Origin of the sequence: Kitasatospora sp. NPDC058115, from assembly GCF_042884635.1 — a bacterium.
Classification (GTDB): Bacteria; Actinomycetota; Actinomycetes; order Streptomycetales; family Streptomycetaceae; genus Kitasatospora.
Map to the genome: position 1 here is coordinate 1 of NZ_JBHVTL010000059.1, position 16,085 is coordinate 16,085.

Annotated in this window: 13 protein-coding genes; 7 read left to right on the forward strand and 6 right to left on the reverse strand. The window is 74.3% G+C overall.

The window, feature by feature from the left end; genetic code table 11:
- The 3 genes from ACFVVL_RS35005 to ACFVVL_RS35015 form a co-directional block, all read right to left on the reverse strand.
- The coding region (locus ACFVVL_RS35005) for a hypothetical protein (RefSeq protein WP_387682579.1) at positions 1 to 313 on the reverse strand (313 nt) is incomplete at its 3' end.
- A 332-nt stretch (positions 314 to 645) separates the two neighbouring features.
- Positions 646 to 1,776: a sensor histidine kinase gene (locus ACFVVL_RS35010; RefSeq protein WP_380297828.1), complete on the reverse strand. Its 1,131-nt coding sequence runs from the start codon at positions 1,774 to 1,776 to the stop codon at positions 646 to 648.
- Positions 1,777 to 1,860: 84 nt separating this feature from the next.
- The gene (locus ACFVVL_RS35015) at positions 1,861 to 2,598 is read right to left on the reverse strand and encodes a response regulator transcription factor (protein ID WP_380297830.1); all 738 of its coding nucleotides are present in this window, start codon (positions 2,596 to 2,598) and stop codon (positions 1,861 to 1,863) included.
- 544 nt (positions 2,599 to 3,142) lie between these two features.
- Between ACFVVL_RS35015 and ACFVVL_RS35020 the strand changes: the two genes are divergently transcribed.
- From ACFVVL_RS35020 to ACFVVL_RS35035, 4 genes are all read left to right on the forward strand, one after another.
- Complete coding sequence (locus tag ACFVVL_RS35020; RefSeq protein ID WP_387682582.1) at positions 3,143 to 3,931, forward strand: rhomboid-like protein; 789 nt, start codon at positions 3,143 to 3,145, stop codon at positions 3,929 to 3,931.
- 137 nt (positions 3,932 to 4,068) lie between these two features.
- The gene (gene lon, locus ACFVVL_RS35025; RefSeq protein WP_387682585.1) at positions 4,069 to 6,468 is read left to right on the forward strand and encodes an endopeptidase La; all 2,400 of its coding nucleotides are present in this window, start codon (positions 4,069 to 4,071) and stop codon (positions 6,466 to 6,468) included.
- 91 nt (positions 6,469 to 6,559) lie between these two features.
- A complete protein-coding gene (locus tag ACFVVL_RS35030; RefSeq protein ID WP_380297834.1) occupies positions 6,560 to 7,138 on the forward strand; it encodes a GtrA family protein in 579 nt (192 codons plus the stop codon).
- Positions 7,131 to 8,351 (forward strand): ROK family protein, encoded by a 1,221-nt coding sequence (locus ACFVVL_RS35035; protein ID WP_387682588.1) that lies wholly within the window; start codon positions 7,131 to 7,133, stop codon positions 8,349 to 8,351. Before ACFVVL_RS35030 ends, ACFVVL_RS35035 begins: the two co-directional genes overlap by 8 nt.
- A gap of 10 nt (positions 8,352 to 8,361) precedes the next feature.
- Here the strand turns inward: ACFVVL_RS35035 and ACFVVL_RS35040 are convergent, their stop codons facing one another.
- Positions 8,362 to 9,453 carry an ABC transporter permease gene (locus ACFVVL_RS35040; RefSeq protein WP_380298498.1) on the reverse strand — a complete coding sequence of 364 codons (1,092 nt, stop codon included), beginning with the start codon at positions 9,451 to 9,453 and terminating at the stop codon, positions 8,362 to 8,364.
- Between the two features lie 112 nt (positions 9,454 to 9,565).
- On the opposite strand from ACFVVL_RS35040, the gene ACFVVL_RS35045 reads away from it, so the two are divergent.
- Together ACFVVL_RS35045 and ACFVVL_RS35050 are read left to right on the forward strand one after the other, a co-directional pair.
- Entirely contained in the window at positions 9,566 to 10,054 is a 489-nt protein-coding gene (locus tag ACFVVL_RS35045; RefSeq protein WP_380298496.1) for a MarR family winged helix-turn-helix transcriptional regulator, read from the forward strand.
- A gap of 133 nt (positions 10,055 to 10,187) precedes the next feature.
- Entirely contained in the window at positions 10,188 to 11,741 is a 1,554-nt protein-coding gene (locus ACFVVL_RS35050; RefSeq protein ID WP_380298495.1) for an MDR family MFS transporter, read from the forward strand.
- Positions 11,742 to 12,371: 630 nt separating this feature from the next.
- On the opposite strand, the gene ACFVVL_RS35055 is transcribed toward ACFVVL_RS35050, so the two are convergent.
- Both ACFVVL_RS35055 and ACFVVL_RS35060 read right to left on the reverse strand, forming a co-directional pair.
- Positions 12,372 to 12,626 carry a hypothetical protein gene (locus ACFVVL_RS35055; RefSeq protein WP_380298478.1) on the reverse strand — a complete coding sequence of 85 codons (255 nt, stop codon included), beginning with the start codon at positions 12,624 to 12,626 and terminating at the stop codon, positions 12,372 to 12,374.
- 29 nt (positions 12,627 to 12,655) lie between these two features.
- Positions 12,656 to 13,849: an anion permease gene (locus tag ACFVVL_RS35060; protein ID WP_380298480.1), complete on the reverse strand. Its 1,194-nt coding sequence runs from the start codon at positions 13,847 to 13,849 to the stop codon at positions 12,656 to 12,658.
- Positions 13,850 to 14,185: 336 nt separating this feature from the next.
- Between ACFVVL_RS35060 and ACFVVL_RS35065 the strand changes: the two genes are divergently transcribed.
- Positions 14,186 to 15,868, forward strand: a complete 1,683-nt coding sequence (locus tag ACFVVL_RS35065; protein WP_387682595.1) for a C40 family peptidase — start codon at positions 14,186 to 14,188, stop codon at positions 15,866 to 15,868.
- Positions 15,869 to 16,085: the final 217 nt, after the last annotated feature.

Here is a 16,085-nt window from a genome sequence, read left to right on the forward strand (position 1 = left end):
CCGCGGGGGCGACCGGGGCCGGCTGCACCGGCGCGGGCGCGGCCGGGGCGGCGGGGGCCTGGGCGGCCGGAGCGGCAGCGGGCGCGGGGGCGGCGGCGGGGGTCGGCGTAGCGCCGGCCTGGGTCGCGGCCTGGGTCACTGGGGTCACCTCGGTACCGGGCTTGTAGTCGGCGAAAAAGTCCCACCAGGCTCGGTCGACCGAGTTCGGGTCCTGGAGGTACTGCTGGTAGATCTCGTCGACGAGCCACTCATTGGGGCCGAAGCCAGTGGAGCTTGCCGAGCTGTTGGGGTGTTCAGGGGACTGTGGCGACACGGCGGCAACCGCCCTCTTCCGCTTCCTTTTGGGATGTTTGGACAGCGGGGATTAAGGCTACGCCTCCGACCAGTGATCGCGCAGTCCCCGGGGGGCAGGCGTCGCCCAGATCACAGTCCTGACCTGCGGTTTGGCTGAAAATGTGCGTTAGAAACACGCATCGGAGGGGAACCGACCGGTTCCGACCACCCGCCAAACGCGGTCAAAAGCGGACAAAGGGTGCTTTGGGCCCCGGGCGAAGCTCTGTGTCGGATCTGTGACATTCGTCCGCTTCACCCGGGGCCCGGTCCCGCGCCGGTGCCGCCCGGCCCCGCCCGGCCCCGCGCCGGTCCTCAGCGCGGGCCGGGCAGCCGGACCTCGATCCGGCAGCCGCGGGCGGCCTCGGCGACCTCGATCCGCCCGCCGTGCAGGTCCACCGCCCACCGGGCGATGGCCAGGCCGAGCCCGGTCCCGCCGTCGGCGCCCGGGCCGGACGCGGTCGCGGTGCCGCTGCGGCCGAACCGCTCGAAGACCCTGGTCCGGTCCGCGGCCGGGATGCCGGGACCCTCGTCCTCGACCTCCAGCAGCAGCGAGCCGGGCCCCTCGCCGGGCCGGGCGCGGACCGTCACGGTGCCGCCGGGCGGGGAGTGCTTGCAGGCGTTGTCGACCAGGTTGGCGACCACCTGGTGGAGCCGCTCCGGGTCGGCGACGCCGGTCAGGCCCGCCGGGCTCACCTCCAGCGCGAGCCGGACGTCGCCGCGCCGGGAGAACGCCCCGCCCGCCGTCGCGCCGTCCACGGTGACCCCGCGCAGCACGCCGTCCAGGAACTCGCGCACCTCGAAGGGGCGGGCGTCCAGGTCGACCACGCCGTCGTCGATCTTGGAGAGGTCGAGCAGGTGGGTGACCAGCCGGCCCAGCCGTTCGGTCTGTTCCAGCGCGGCACCCAGGGTCGCCGGGTTGGGCTGGACGACGCCGTCGACCACGTTCTCCAGCACGGCGTGCAGCGCGGCGATCGGCGTGCGCAGCTCGTGCGAGACGTTGGCGACCAGTTCGCGGCGGTGCCGGTCGGCCGCTTCCAGGTCGGCCGCCATCTGGTTGAAGGTGGCGGCCAGCTCGCCGATCTCGTCGCGCGAGTTCACCTCGACCCGGCGGCTGTAGTCGCCGGAGGCCATCGCGCGGGCGGCGGCGGTCATGTCGCGCAGCGGGGCGGTCAGCCCGTGCGCGAGGAACTGCATGAAGAGCAGTGAGGCGATCATCGAGAAGATCATGATGATCCGGATCTGGGTCTCGGAGCGGATCGCCACGACCACCATGCCGGTGGCCAGGAAGACCGAGACGATCACCAGGAGGGCGAGTTTGCCCTTGATCGAGCGGACCGGGTCGAGCGGCCGGATGTCGGCCCAGACCCGTCGGGCGGCGCGGGCGGCCAGGGTGGGCGGCCGGCTGCCGTCGAGATCCCCGTTGCGTTGCTGTGGAAAGGTCATTGGTCCCCTGTGATCCCCCGCGTGGGTGCGCACGGCGGTCCGGGACACGGGCCCCCCGGCGGCCCGGTGTCCGAAGGTGTGCCGCTACGCGAGCGGGGCCTCCAGCGCGTATCCGACGCCGTGCACGGTGCGGATCCAGCTGGCGCCGATCTTGCGGCGCAGCGCCTTGACGTGGCTGTCGACGGTGCGGGTGCCGGACGCGTCCGTCCAGTCCCAGACCTCGGCCAGCAGCTGCTCGCGGGTGAGCACGGCGCGCGGCTGGGCGGCCAGGCAGGCGAGCAGGTCGAACTCGGTCGGCGTCAGGTGGACGTCGCCCGCGGCGAGCCGGACCCGGCGCTGCACGTGGTCGATCTCCAGCTCGCCGAAGCGCAGGCTGCCCAGCGCGGGCGTGCGGGCGGCCTGCTGGGCGCGCTCGACGCGGCGCAGCAGCACGTTGACCCGGGCGGCCAGTTCGCGCATGGAGAAGGGCTTGGTCATGTAGTCGTCGGCACCGACGCCGAGGCCGACCAGCAGGTCCGTCTCGTCGTCGCGCGCGGTGAGCATCAGGACCGGTACCGGGCGCTGGGCCTGGATCCGGCGGCACACCTCCAGGCCGTCGAAGCCGGGCAGCATGATGTCGAGGACGACGAGGTCGGGCTGCCAGGTGTGGAAGCCGTCGACGGCGCCCGGGCCGTCGTGGGCCACGGCGACCTTGAAGCCCTCCGCGCCCAGCCGGGCCGCGATGGACTCGGCGATCGTGGGTTCGTCCTCGACCACCAGCACTCTGCGCTGACTGCTCACCGTGCCGCCGGCGTTCTGGTTGTCCTGCTGAATTTCTGTCACGGTCACGCCACCGCCCCCAGGGCTGCGGGCCGGCCATCTGTGGGGATGGCGAAGGCTCCGCTCGTAGTCTTGTTCCGTCGTGGACTGTGCCGGGTCCGCCGTCCCGTCGCGTGTGCGGGGTCGGCGAGCGTGCGCCGCTCACTTCTCCCGCGCACCTCGCAGCGTACGGACAGCGGGTGATTCCCGGCAGGTGGACCGGACATTTCCGGCCCGGGGGCCGGCTTGCCGGGCCGGCCGTCGGGCCCACTGGGAAGTGGGCACGGGCCGATACCTTACCCGGCGTTTTTTCACTCCGTAACGGTACGTATGCACATCGGTCGGCACCAAGCCGCCGGTCAGCGGGGACGGGCGTGCGTATAAGGGGAGAAGGTCTGGACCAATTCGGCCGGCCCGCGGAGCCGCCGCGTCCAGCGTTCTCCCAGCCGGCTCCCAGCGGCCGGCCGTACCGTGGCCACGACAAATCGCGGGAGCGGGATTTCCGGTGGGCGCCGGTACGTTGGACACGCGCGGGGGCGACGGCTGCGGGTGTTGGAGCGGAGGCGGCATGACGGAGCGGCAGGTGTGCGCCGGGCGCGGCGGGCCGCCGTACGGGATGCTCCGGCGCGGGCTGCGGGCCGGAGCGGTCGAGTGGGCGCTGGCCCGGGTGCCGACCCCCCGGAGCACCCCCTTCGCGGTCGGCTACCTCGCCGTGGTCGGCGCCACCACCACTTTCGCCCAGCTGGCCGACCCCGACCTCGTGCGCCGGCTCCAGGAGGCGTCCAGCTCCGACGGTCACAACCTGTTGCAGCACCCGCTGCGGGCGCTGCTGCTCAGCGGCTTCTGGGTGGCCGGCCCGGACTGGGTGCCCTACCTGTGGGCCTTCGCCCTCACCGTCGCGCCGCTGGAGCGCCGGGTCGGCCCGGTCCGGGCGGCCGCCGTGTTCGCCGCCGGGCACATCGGCGCCACCCTGCTCTCCCAGGGCGTGGTGATCGTCGGGGTGGAGTCCGGGCGGCTGGAGCCGGCCGCGATGGACTACCTGGACATCGGTGTCAGCTACGGCGTGCTGGCCAGCCTCGGCGCGCTGGCCGGGCTGCTGCGGCCGGCCGGGCGGGTGGCCGTGCTGGCCCTGGCCGCGGGGCTGATCGCCGAGCAGATCGCCGGCGACCGGGACCTCGTGACCGGGGTGGGCCATCCGGCGGCGCTGCTGGCCGGGGTGGCGCTGTGGCGGTGGCTGCGCCGCTGGGACGGGAGCCGGCCGCACCGCAGCCGGCTCGGGGCGCCGTCCGCGCGCCCCCGGTCCGCCGCCGCGCCCGCGTCCGCGCCCGGCCGGTCCGTGGTGCTGGACCGCTTCTGAGCCGGTCCCGCCGGGGTTCTTGACGGGACGGCCGGCGGTCCTGCTCCGTTCGCTCACGGCGAACGGAGGTCGGGGAACATCCGCAGCCCGCGCAGCCTTAGTCAGGTCGACTCAAGTTCGCTGACTGGGGAGAGATCATGGCATCGACGTCCACTCCGCTCACCCTGCCCGTGCTGCCGCTCGACGACGAGGTCGTCCTGCCGGGCATGGTCGTTCCGCTGGACCTGAAGGACACCGAGGTCCGCGCCGCCGTGGAGGCCGCGCGCGCCGCCGCCGGCGGCAGCACCGGAAAGCCCCAGGTCCTGCTGGTCCCGCGGGTGGACGGTTCCTACGCGGCGGCCGGCACCCTCGCCACCGTCGAGCAGGTCGGCCGGCTGGCCGACGGCGACCCGGCCGCGCTGGTCCGCGCGGTGCGCCGGGTGCGGATCGGCGTCGGCACCACCGGTCCCGGCGCCGCGCTCTGGGTGGAGACCACACCGTTCCGCGAGTCCTCGGTCGGCACCCCGGTGGCCGGGCGCGCCGCCGAGCTGGTCCGGGAGTACAAGAGCCTGTCCACCCAGTGGCTGCGCAAGCGCGGCGCCTGGCAGATCGTCGACCGGGTGGCCGCGATCGAGGGCGTCGGCGAGCTCGCCGACAACATCGGCTACGCCTCCTTCGTCACCGCCGAGCAGAAGCTGAAGGTGCTGCTGGAGGCCGACCAGGTCGCGCGACTGGAGTACGCGCTCGGCCTGCTCCGCGACCACCTCGCCGAGGAGGAGGTCAACGACACCATCCGCAAGGACGTCGAGGAGGGCGTCGCCAAGCAGCAGAAGGAGTTCCTGCTCCGCCGCCAGCTGGAGGCCGTCCGCAAGGAACTGGCCGAGCTGAACGGCGACCCGGCCGACGAGGAGGGCGACTACCGCGCCCGGGTCGAGGCCGCCGACCTGCCCGAGAAGGTCCGCGAGGCCGCGCTCAAGGAGGTCGACAAGCTGGAGCGCTCCAGCGACCAGTCGCCCGAGGGCTCGTGGATCCGCACCTGGCTGGACACCGTCCTGGAACTGCCCTGGAACGAGCGCACCGAGGACTCCTACGACATCGCCGGAGCCCGCGCGGTGCTGGACGCCGACCACGCCGGGCTGGCCGACGTGAAGGAGCGCATCGTCGAGTACCTGGCCGTCCGCAAGCGCCGGGCCGACCAGGGGCTCGGGCTGGTCGGCGGCCGCCGGGGCGGCGCGGTGCTGGCGCTGGTCGGCCCGCCCGGCGTCGGCAAGACCTCGCTCGGCGAGTCGGTGGCCCGCGCCATGGGCCGCAGCTTCGTCCGGGTCGCGCTCGGCGGCGTCCGGGACGAGGCGGAGATCCGCGGCCACCGGCGCACCTACGTCGGCGCGCTGCCCGGCCGGCTGGTCCGGGCGATCAAGGAGGCCGGCTCGATGAACCCGGTCGTCCTGCTCGACGAGATCGACAAGGTCGGCTCCGACTACCGGGGCGACCCGGCGGCCGCCCTGCTGGAGGTGCTCGACCCGGCGCAGAACCACACCTTCCGCGACCACTACCTGGAGGTCGAGCTGGACCTCTCCGACGTGGTCTTCCTCGCCACCGCCAACGTGCTGGAGGCCATCCCCGAGCCGCTGCTCGACCGGATGGAGCTGGTCCGGCTGGACGGCTACACCGAGGACGAGAAGGTCGTCATCGCCCGGGACCACCTGCTCCCGCGCCAGCTGGAGAGGGCCGGGCTGGCGGAGGGGGAGGTCACGGTCGACGAGCCGGCGCTGCGCCGGCTGGCCGGGGAGTACACCCGCGAGGCCGGCGTCCGCAACCTCGAACGGGCCGTCTCCCGGGTGCTGCGCAAGGTCGCCGCGCAGACCGAGCTGGGCGAGCGCGAGCTGCCCGCCGCGATCGGCGCCGACGACCTGCGGGCCCTGATCGGCCGGCCGCACCACGTCCCGGAGGCGGCCCAGGAGCCCGCCGAGCGGCGCACCGCGGTGCCCGGCGTGGCCACCGGGCTGGCGGTCACCGGGGCCGGCGGCGACGTCCTCTACATCGAGGCCTCGCTCGCCGACGCCGAGACCGGCGGCACCGGGCTGACCCTGACCGGCCAGCTGGGCGACGTCATGAAGGAGTCCGCGCACATCGCGCTCTCCTACCTGCGCTCGCGCGGCGCCGAGCTGGAGCTGCCGGTCACCTCGCTGCGCGACCGCGGCGTGCATCTGCACATCCCGGCCGGGGCCATCCCCAAGGACGGGCCGAGCGCCGGCATCACCATGACCACGGCGCTGGCCTCGCTGCTCTCCGGGCGCAAGGTGCGCACCGACGTGGCGATGACCGGGGAGGTGTCGCTGACCGGGCGGGTGCTGCCGATCGGCGGGGTGAAGCAGAAGCTGCTCGCCGCCGACCGGGCCGGGATCACCACGGTGATCATCCCCAAGCGGAACGAGCCCGACCTCGACGACCTGCCCGCGGAGGTGCTGGAGCGGCTGACCGTCCACCCGGTCGCCGACGTCCGGGAGGTGCTGGAGCTGGCCCTGGAGCCGGCCGGCGTGCTGGTGGCGGCGGCCTGACGCCCCCGGCGCCGCGCCACCCCCGCGGCCCGTCCCGTCCGGCGCTCCGCCTGGACGGGACGGGCCGCGGGGTGCGTGCCAGACTGCGAGAGTGCCGTCCTTGACCCAGCGCACGCTGGCCCGGGTGCCGGAGCGGGTACGACCGCTCCTGGTCCGGCACCGGCAGCTGGTGAAGTTCCTGCTGGTCGGCAGCGGCTGCTTCGCGCTGACGCTGCTGATGAACTACGCGCTGCGGCTGACCGTGCTGGAGCACAAGCCGGTGGTGGCGCTCACCGTGGCGACGGTGGCCGGCACCGCCGTCTCCTACGTGCTCAACCGGCGGTGGAGCTTCCGCTCCTCCTGGCGGCGGCGCGAACCGCTGCTGTTCCTGCTGGTGAGCGCCCTCGCCATCGCCGTCAACGTGCTGCCGCTGATCGTCTCGCGCTACCTGCTCGACCTGCGCGAGCCGTCGGTCGGCCCGGTCACCCAGGAGCTCGCCGACTTCCTGAGCGGGATGGTGCTGGGCACCTTCGCGGCGATGCTGTTCCGCTTCTGGGCCATGCGGCGCTGGGTCTTCACCCGGGTGGAGCAGTCCCTGGTGGCCGCCGGCGCGGCGGGCCCCGACGGCTGGGGCGTCCTCGGCGCGCCCGTGACGTCGGCGGAGGCCGGGGCGGGTGAGGGCGATGCGTGAACCGGAGGCCCCGCGGGGCGGCGGCCCGGCCAGCCAGCAGGGCATGCGCCGGTCCAATCTGGCGCTGGTGCTGCGGGTCATCACCCGCACCCCGCGCTCGCGCGCCGAGGTGGCCGCCGAGACCGGGCTGACCAGGGCCGCCGTCTCCTCGCTGGCCGAGGAGCTGATCGCGGCCGGACTGGTGGCCGAGGAGGGCCCGGCCGCCCCCAGCGGCAAGGTCGGCCGGCCCGGCACCGCGCTCGGGCTCAACCGGGACGGCCCGGCCGGACTGGGCGCCGAGATCGGGGTGGAGCACCTGGGCGCCTGCGCGGTCGACCTGCGCGGCGAGGTCCGCGCCTGGCGCCGCCAGGAGATCCGCAACCGGGGCCGGCAGCCCGCCGCCGTGATGGCCGACCTCGCCGAACTGCTCCGCCGGGCCGCCGCCGACGCCGCACTGCGCCCGGCCGGGCTGGCGCTGGCCGTGCCCGGACTGGTCGGCGCCGACGGCGCGCTGCTCCAGCGGGCGGCCAACCTGGGCTGGCGGGACGTCGCGGCCGCCGCCGAACTGCGGCTCGCGCTGCGCGCCGCCAACGCCGGGGAACTGGCCGAGCTCCCGCTGCGGGCCGACAACGAGGCCAACCTCGGCGGCCTGGCCGAGCTCTGGCTGGGCGGCGGGCCGGAGCACTTCCTGCACGTCTCCGCGGAGGCCGGGATCGGCTCGGCGATCGTCGTCGACGGCCGGCTGCTGCGCGGCGCGCGCGGCTACGCGGGCGAGCTGGGCCACGTCCCGGTGCATCCGGAGGGGCCGCGCTGCGCCTGCGGGGCGCACGGCTGCCTGGAGCAGTACGCGGGGGAGTCGGCGGTGCTGCGCGCGGCCGGCCTGGAGGGCATCCGGGGCGACTGGGTGGCGCTGCTGGCCGAGCGGGCCGGGGCCGCGGACGAGGAGGTGCGCGCCGCGCTCGACGGCGCGGGCGCCGCGCTGGGCATCGCTGCGGCCGGGGCGGTCAACCTGCTGGACCCGGCCGAGGTGGTGCTGGGCGGGGGCTACGCCCAGCTGGCGCCCTGGCTGCTGCCCGCGATGCGGGCCGAGCTGGCCGCCCGGGTGACCGTCCGCCCCTGGTCGCCCGAGCGGCTGACGGTCTCCCGGCTGGGCCGCCGCGGCCCCCTGCTGGGGGCCGCGGTCGGCGTGGTCCGGGCCCTGCTCGCCGACCCGGGGCGGCTGGAGGGGGCGTAGGCCCCGTCCTCTAGTCCTTGACCAGCTGGCGGCTCAGGTGCGAGGGCTTGCCGAGGACGGCGGCGAAGGTGATGCCGATGCCGACCAGTGCCCAGGCCAGCAGCACCAGCAGCGGCTGGGTCAGGTTGGTGGCGTCGAAGTAGGCGATCGAGCGGGTCGCGTCGGTGCCGGCGCCGTTCGGGAACCAGGCACCGATCGCCCGCCAGAAGGCCGGCATCATCGGCGGCGGGAAGACGCCGCCCGCACTCGGGTTGCCCAGCACCACGAAGACCAGCACCGCGATGCCGATGCCGATGATGTCGAACAGGCACTGCAGCGCCATGGTGAACGCGCCGACCGCGAAGACCACCAGCGCGCCGACGGCGGACAGCGCCCAGAACGAACCGGGCAGCGCGTCCAGGGCGGTCTGCACGATGATCGCGCCGCCGATGCCGGCCGCGACCGAGTACAGCGCCAGGGTGCCGAGGCGGATCACCGCACGGTTGGCGTTGGCCGGCTTGGCACCGGCGCTGACGCCCAGGATCGAGGCGACCAGGTAGCCGCCGACACACCAGCCGATCACCAGGTAGAAGGAGGACAGGCCGTTGGCGTCGCCCTTGGCGAGCGGCACGACGTCCTGGACCACGACCGTACGGCCCTGGCTCTTCTCCAGGCCGGTGACGATGGTCTCGGCGGCCCGGGCGGCGGACGGCCCGCGCGCGTTGGCGACCATCAGCACGTCCTCGGTGGAGGCCGGGTTCACCACCAGCGCGGCGTAGATCTTCTGGTCCTTGAGCTGCTGGGTGGCGCTCTCGGCGTCGGGCGCGGTGGAGGCCTTCACGGCGTTGTCCGGGACCGACTCCAGGCCCTGGACCAGCTGCGGGGCGATCTGCGGCGGCGCGACCACCGCGATCGAGAGCTCGTGCGGCTTCGGCTGGTGCAGCGCGCCCACGTAGGAGGTGACGAAGCCCAGCTGGAGGAGCAGCACGCCGATCACCAGCAGCGCCGCGCGCGGGGTGACCGCGCCCTTCAGTTCGGCGACGAAGCCCTTCCTGGGCGTCGGCCCGGCCGTGCGCTCCGGTGCCTCGGTGGGCCCTGGTTCCTGCTGCCCTGGGGCGGTCATGCACATCTCCTTGCGTATCGGGGGAAACCGGGTACTTAATAGCATGAACTAGTTTCGCCGAGGTTTCTCCCGCGCCGAGGGGGTCGCGGGTGTGCTGCGGGATACTGGCGCGGTGAGTACGCCGAACGAGGAGTGCGCCGGGGACCGGCCGGACGAGGACCCCCTGCTGGCGGTCGAGCGCGAGGTGGGGGTGCTGTTCCGGCGCGGCCGGGCCCGGATGTCCGAGCTGTCCCGGCGGGTCCACCCGCAGCTGGAGGGCATGGCGTACAGCCTGCTGAGCTATGTCGAGCAGGCCGGACCGGTCCGGGTGACCGACGTCGGACTGCACTTCGCGGTCGGCAAGGCGACGATCAGCCGGCAGATCCGGGCGCTGGAGGAGCTGGGCCTGCTGGCCCGGGAGGCGGACCCGCAGGACCGCCGCTCCGCGCGGGTCTCGCTCACCGAGGACGGCCGGCGGCGGTTCCTGGCCGCCCGGGCGGCGCGGATGGGCCGGGTGCGGGAGCTGATGGGCAGCTGGCCGGAGGAGGACGTGGTGCGCTTCGCCGAGTTGCTGCACCGCTTCAACGACGTGGTGGGCGAGACGGCGGTGCCGGCCGGCTGAGCGGCGCGGGCGAGGGACGCGGGCGAGGTGCCCGGACCGGGACTGGTCCGGGCTTTACTTGTTCTTGACGAATGTTGCCCAGGTCAACCATCGGCCTTATGGTTGCCACAGGCAACTATTCCGAAGGACCTCGATGACCGTCACCGCCACGCCTGCCGCGACCGGAGCCGCCGACACGACCGACCAACCGATGACGCACCGGCAGGTGATGGAGGCACTCTCCGGCCTGCTGCTCGGCCTCTTCGTCGCCGTGCTCTCGTCGACCGTCGTCTCCAACGCGCTGCCGCGCATCCTCACCGACCTGCACGGCGGCCAGTCCGCCTACACCTGGGTGATCACCGCCACCCTGCTCACCCTCACCGCCTCCACCCCGATCTGGGGCAAGCTCTCCGACCTCGCCAGCAAGAAGCTGCTGCTGCAGATCGCGCTGGTGATCTACATCGCCTCCTCCGCGCTGGCCGGCCTCGCCCAGAACACCGGCGAGCTGATCGCCTGCCGCGCCCTCCAGGGCATCGGCGCCGGCGGTGTCACCGCCCTCGCCCAGATCTGCCTGGCCGCGATGGTCCCGCCGCGCGAGCGCGGCCGGTACAGCGGCTACTTCGGCGCCGTCTTCGCGCTGGCCACCATCGGCGGCCCGCTGATCGGCGGCGTCATCGTCGACACCTCCTGGCTCGGCTGGCGCTGGTGCTTCTACGTCGGCATCCCGTTCGCGGTGGTCGCGATCCTGGTGCTGCAGCGCACCCTGAAGCTGCCCGTGGTCAAGCGCCGGGTGAAGATCGACTACCTCGGCGCGCTGGTGATCACCGCCGCGGTCAGCCTGCTGATGATCTGGATCACCCTGGCCGGCAAGAACTACGCCTGGCTCTCCTGGCAGACCGCCGTCATGGTCGGCGGCGGACTGCTGCTCGGCGCGCTGGCCGTGGTCGTCGAGCGCCGCGCCGCCGAGCCGATCATCCCGCCGCACCTGTTCCAGCACCGGACGGTCACCCTCGCCGCGCTGGCCAGCGTCCTGGTCGGCATCGGGATGTACGGCGCGACCACCTTCCTCAGCCAGTACTTCCAGCTCGCCCGGGAGAAGTCCCCGACCGTGGCCGGTCTGATGACCCTGCCGATGATCCTCGGGCTGGCCGTCTCCTCCACCGTCGCCGGCAAGCTGATCACCAAGTACGGGAAGTGGAAGGCCTACCTGGTCAGCGGCACGCTGCTGCTGGCCGTCGGCTTCGGCCTGCTCGGCACCGCCCGGGCCGACACCGCCTACGGCCTGCTCTCCGTCTACATGGCGATCACCGGCGTGGGCCTCGGCCTCACCATGCAGAACCTCGTCCTCGCCGTCCAGAACACCGTGCCGCGCGCGGAGCTGGGCGCGGCCAGCTCGGTGGTCACCTTCTTCCGCACCATGGGCGGCGCGATGGGCGTCTCGGCGCTCGGCGCGCTGATGAACAACCGGGTCGGCCACTACCTCAGCGAGAACCTCGCCCACGCGGGCGTCCCGGCGGGCGGGGGCGGCTCGCTCGGCGGCGGCATCCCGGACCTCCACAAGCTGCCCGCGCAGCTGGTGCCGCTGGTCACCGACGCCTTCGGGCACGGGGTCGGCGTGATCTTCCTGGTCGCGGCGCCGTTCGCGCTGCTGGCCTTCGTCACGGTGCTGTTCATCCGGGAGACGGTGCTGCGCACCGGCCAGGACTGACACCGCCCGCGGCAGCGCCGGAGGGCCGGGAGCGGATCGCCCCTCCCGGCCCTCCGGCGTGCTGCCGCCGTTCCCCGGCCGGCCCCGCGCCCGCCCCGGCCCGCTCGCCGCCGCCGTGCCGGCGGGGCGGGGGACCGCGCCGGGCGCGGGCCGGGCGCGACGTCGCGCCCGGCCCGCTGCCGTGGTGCGCGTCGCCGTTCTTCCCCGGCGCGCTCCTTGCCGCCGTGCCGTCCCTGCACGGGACCGCGCCGGGCGCGGGCCGGGACCGGACGCGCCGCGTCCTGATGCCGTCTCCGGTGTGCTGCCGCGCGCCCGGGAGGGCCTGGTGTGCGCCGCCGCCCTCCCCGGCCGGCTCGCTGTCGCCGCCGTGCCGTCCACGTGCGGGACCGGACGCGCCGCGTCCTGGCGTCGTCTCCGGCGCTGTCTCCGGCATGCTGCCGCAGTGCCGTCCGCCCGTGGCCCCGCTGCCCGTTCGGGAGGGCTTCCGTTCCCCGGCCCGTGTCCCGCCGCCGTGCCGTCCGCGTGCGGGACGCGGGCCGGGCGCCGTCCGGGACCTGACGCGCCGCGGCGGGAACGCCCGAGGGCCGGGAGCGGTGGTTCCGCTCCCGGCCCTCGGGCGTTCGGCTGCTGCTACTTGTTGGCGATCAGCGTCAGTCCGTAGAGGACGGCCGCACCGCAGACGGCGAAGCAGGCGTACGCGCCGGCCAGGGCCAGCTTGCCGCCGGCCACCGCGGCGCCCGGGCCGGCCGCCTCGCGGCGCGCGCTGAGCGCGGCCTCGCGGCGGGACAGCGCCAGGATGCCGAGGGCGAAGACGGCGACCACGCCGACGGTGATGCCGAAGCTGACACCGGCGGTCTGGGCCAGGGCGTTCCACTTGATGTGCATGGGGGTTCCAGTTCCTCGGCCGGCGGCGGTCAGGCCGCGACCGTGGTCGAGGCGGGGGTGGTCGGGGCGGCGGGCACCGCGGCCGGGCTGACCTCGACCGGGGTGACGTCGGAGGTGTCGTCGACGGCGTTGACGTTGTCCGCGCCGACCGGCTGGCGGCGGGAGATGACCCACATCGCGGCCGAACCGGCCACCAGGGCGGCGCCGACCAGGGCGACGCCCCAGTTCCCGCGCTCGGCCAGGTAGGCGGCGAGTCCGCCGACGGTGGCGGCGGCCGGCAGGGTCAGGCCCCAGGTGTAGACCATGCGGCGGACCATGCCCCAGCGCAGCTCGGCCTTCGGGCCGCCGAGGCCGGCGCCCATGATGCCGCCGGAGCAGACCTGGGTGGTGGAGAGGCCGAAGCCCATGCTGGAGGAGGTCAGGATGACCGTCGCGGCGGCCGACTCGGAGGCGAAGCCCTGGCGCGGGGTGATGTCCGCCAGGCCGCTGCCCATCGAGCGGATGATCCGCCAGCCGCCCATGTAGGTGCCGAGCGCGATCGCGGCGCCGGCCGAGACGATGACCCAGGTGGGGGGCAGCGCGCCCTTCGGCAGGGCGCCGACCGAGACCAGGGTCAGGGTGATGATGCCCATCGTCTTCTGGGCGTCGTTGGTGCCGTGCGCCAGCGAGATCAGCGAGGAGGAGAAGATCTGGCCGGTGCGGAAGCCCTTGCCGACGGTCTTCTCGTCGCTCTTGCGGGTGATCGCGAAGGCGAGCTTGGTGGCGCCCCAGGAGGCGAGGCCCGCCACCAGCGGGGAGGCGATCGCCGGGATGAGGATCTTGCTGACCACGGTGTCGAAGTTGACGCCGTTGGCGCCGACCCCGACGACGGTGGCGCCGATCAGGCCGCCGTAGAGCGCGTGCGAGGAGCTCGACGGCAGGCCGCGCAGCCAGGTCAGCAGGTTCCAGAGGATGGCACCCGCCAGTGCGGCGAAGATGATCTCCGGATGGATACCGGTCTTCTCGTTGACGATGCCACCGGAGATGGTGGTGGCGACCTTCACGGAGAGGAACGCGCCCGCGAAGTTGAGGAGGGCCGCGATGGCGACCGCGATCTTCGGCCGGAGGGCTCCCGTGGCGATGGAGGTGGCCATCGCGTTGGCGGTGTCGTGGAACCCGTTGGTGAAGTCGAAGGCGAGCGCCGTGATGATCACAACGGCCACCAGGAACGAGATGTGTTCCATACCCAAACAATCGTCGTAGTTGTCGCACTGACGTTGGTGTCGTGCGCGACGGTAGGGACGCTTGGTGAACGGAAGGTGAACTGGCCTCGGAATCGAGGTTCCGACGGTGTCCGAGGGGTTGCCGGGGCCTTTCCTGAGGGTGGCGTCCGCCGTGCTGAGCAGGACATTAGTGGAGATCCGTCCGCTTCGCCCCATTTGCTGAGAGTTGCCTCACAGGTAGGGCGAAAAATTCATCGGGCCGTACGGGCGCGGTCTGTTTCCGGCGAGTAACCCGTGGCAGGATCAGCCGGAGGTCCGGGGACGCCGGAACGCGGGCGGGCGGGGAGGACGAGATCCATGGGCGGGGCGGCACGGCGTGCGGAGCTGACGGACGGACGACCGGCGGGCGCACCGGCCGGCAGACGGCCGGCCTGGGTCCGCGCCGCGCTGCGCTGCGGAGCCGTCCTCGCGGCCGCCGCCCTGTCGCTGCCCCTGGCCACCGCCCAGGCCTGGGCCGACCCGGCTCCGGCCGTTCCCACCGCTCCCGGAGCCCCCGTCGCCGACGCCGCCGGTGACCCGCTCGCCCAGGCCAAGGCCACCCTCGGCCCGCTGCTCGACCAGCTGCACACGCTCTACCAGGGCGCCGAGGCCGCGACCGAGCAGTACAACGCGGCTGTCGACAAGGTCGCCGTGCAGCAGGCCGCGGTCGTCGAGCTCAAGGGCAAGGTGGAGCGCCAGCAGAAGCAGGTCGACGCCGGCACCGACGTCGCCGCGCAGCTCGCCGCCGCCCAGTACCGCAACGGCTCCGCCTCCGCCTACGCCGAGCTGCTGCTCTCCAAGGACCCGTACGAGGCCGTCACCATCGCCGAGCTGCTCGCCGCCGCCAGCCGCTCGCAGTCCGAGTTCCTCAACAAGCTGACCGCCGACCGCGACGAGCTGAGCGTGCTGCAGAAGCAGAACGAGGAGGCCCTCAGCACCTCGCAGACGCTGGTCGCCCAGCAGGACGCCGCCAAGGCCAAGGTGGCCGCCGACCTCGCCGCCGTCGAGCAGCTGGTCTCCTCGCTCACCGGTGCCCAGCGCGCCGAGCTGGAGCAGGTCGAGAAGGCCAAGGCCGACGAGGCCCAGCTCGCCTTCCTCGCCACCGGCGTGCTCGGCCAGGGCGAGCGCACGCCGTCGCTGGCCGGCCGCGCCGCGGTCGCCTGGGCGCTCGCCCAGCTGGGCAAGCCGTACGTGTGGGGCGGCGCCGGGCCGGACGTCTTCGACTGCTCCGGGCTCACCTCCCAGGCGTGGCTGCACGCGGGCAAGCCGATCCCGCGCACCAGCCAGGAGCAGTGGGCGCAGCTCCAGCGCGTCCCGCTCAACCAGCTGCGGCCCGGCGACCTGATCATCTACTTCGAGGGCGCGACGCACGTCGCGATGTACATCGGCGGCGGACTCGTGGTGCACGCGCCGCGGCCGGGCTCGTACGTCAAGGTCGGGCCGATCGGGGCCAACCCGATCCTCGGCGCCGTCCGGCCCGACCCGGACGGGACGGCCGACGAGGCGGGCGGCGCGTGGAAGGTGCCGGACCTGCCGGCCGGCTGGGACTCGGTCACCCCGATCGCGTCCAGCCCGCTGAACCAGCCGCCGGTCGACCCCGGGACGCCCGTGCCGCCGGTGGTGCCGGTGGTGCCGGTCACCCCGACCACCCCGGCCCCGGGCACGCCGGACCCGTCCGCCACCGGCACGCCGAGCACCGAGCCGGGTACCCCGGACCCGTCGGCCACGGGGACGCCGACCGGCACGCCGTCGGCCACGCCCACGGGCACGCCGACCGGTACGCCCACGGGCACGCCGACGGGCACGCCCACCGAGACCCCGACGGGGACGCCGACCGGGACGCCGACCGGCACCCCCACGGGCACGCCCACCGAGACCCCGACCGGCACCGGCACCGGCACCGGCTCGCCCACCGCCACCGGCTCCTCCACCGCCACGGCCTCCGGCAGCGCCCCTGCTTCCGCCTCCGCTTCGGGAAGCCTCTCGCCCACCCAGAACTGACCCACAAAGAGGCCGGGCTTCGCGACCCCTCGCGAAGGCCCGGCCTCTCCCATGCCCCCGGGTTGCGCCTTGCCGCTGCCGGGGCTTCGCCCTGGCGGCTTCGGCTGCGCCTTGCCGCTGCCGGGGCTTCGCCCTGGCGGCTTCGGCTGCGCCTTGCCGCTGCCGGGGCTTCGCCCTGGCGGCTTCGGCTGCGCCTTGCCGCTGCCGGGGCTTCGCC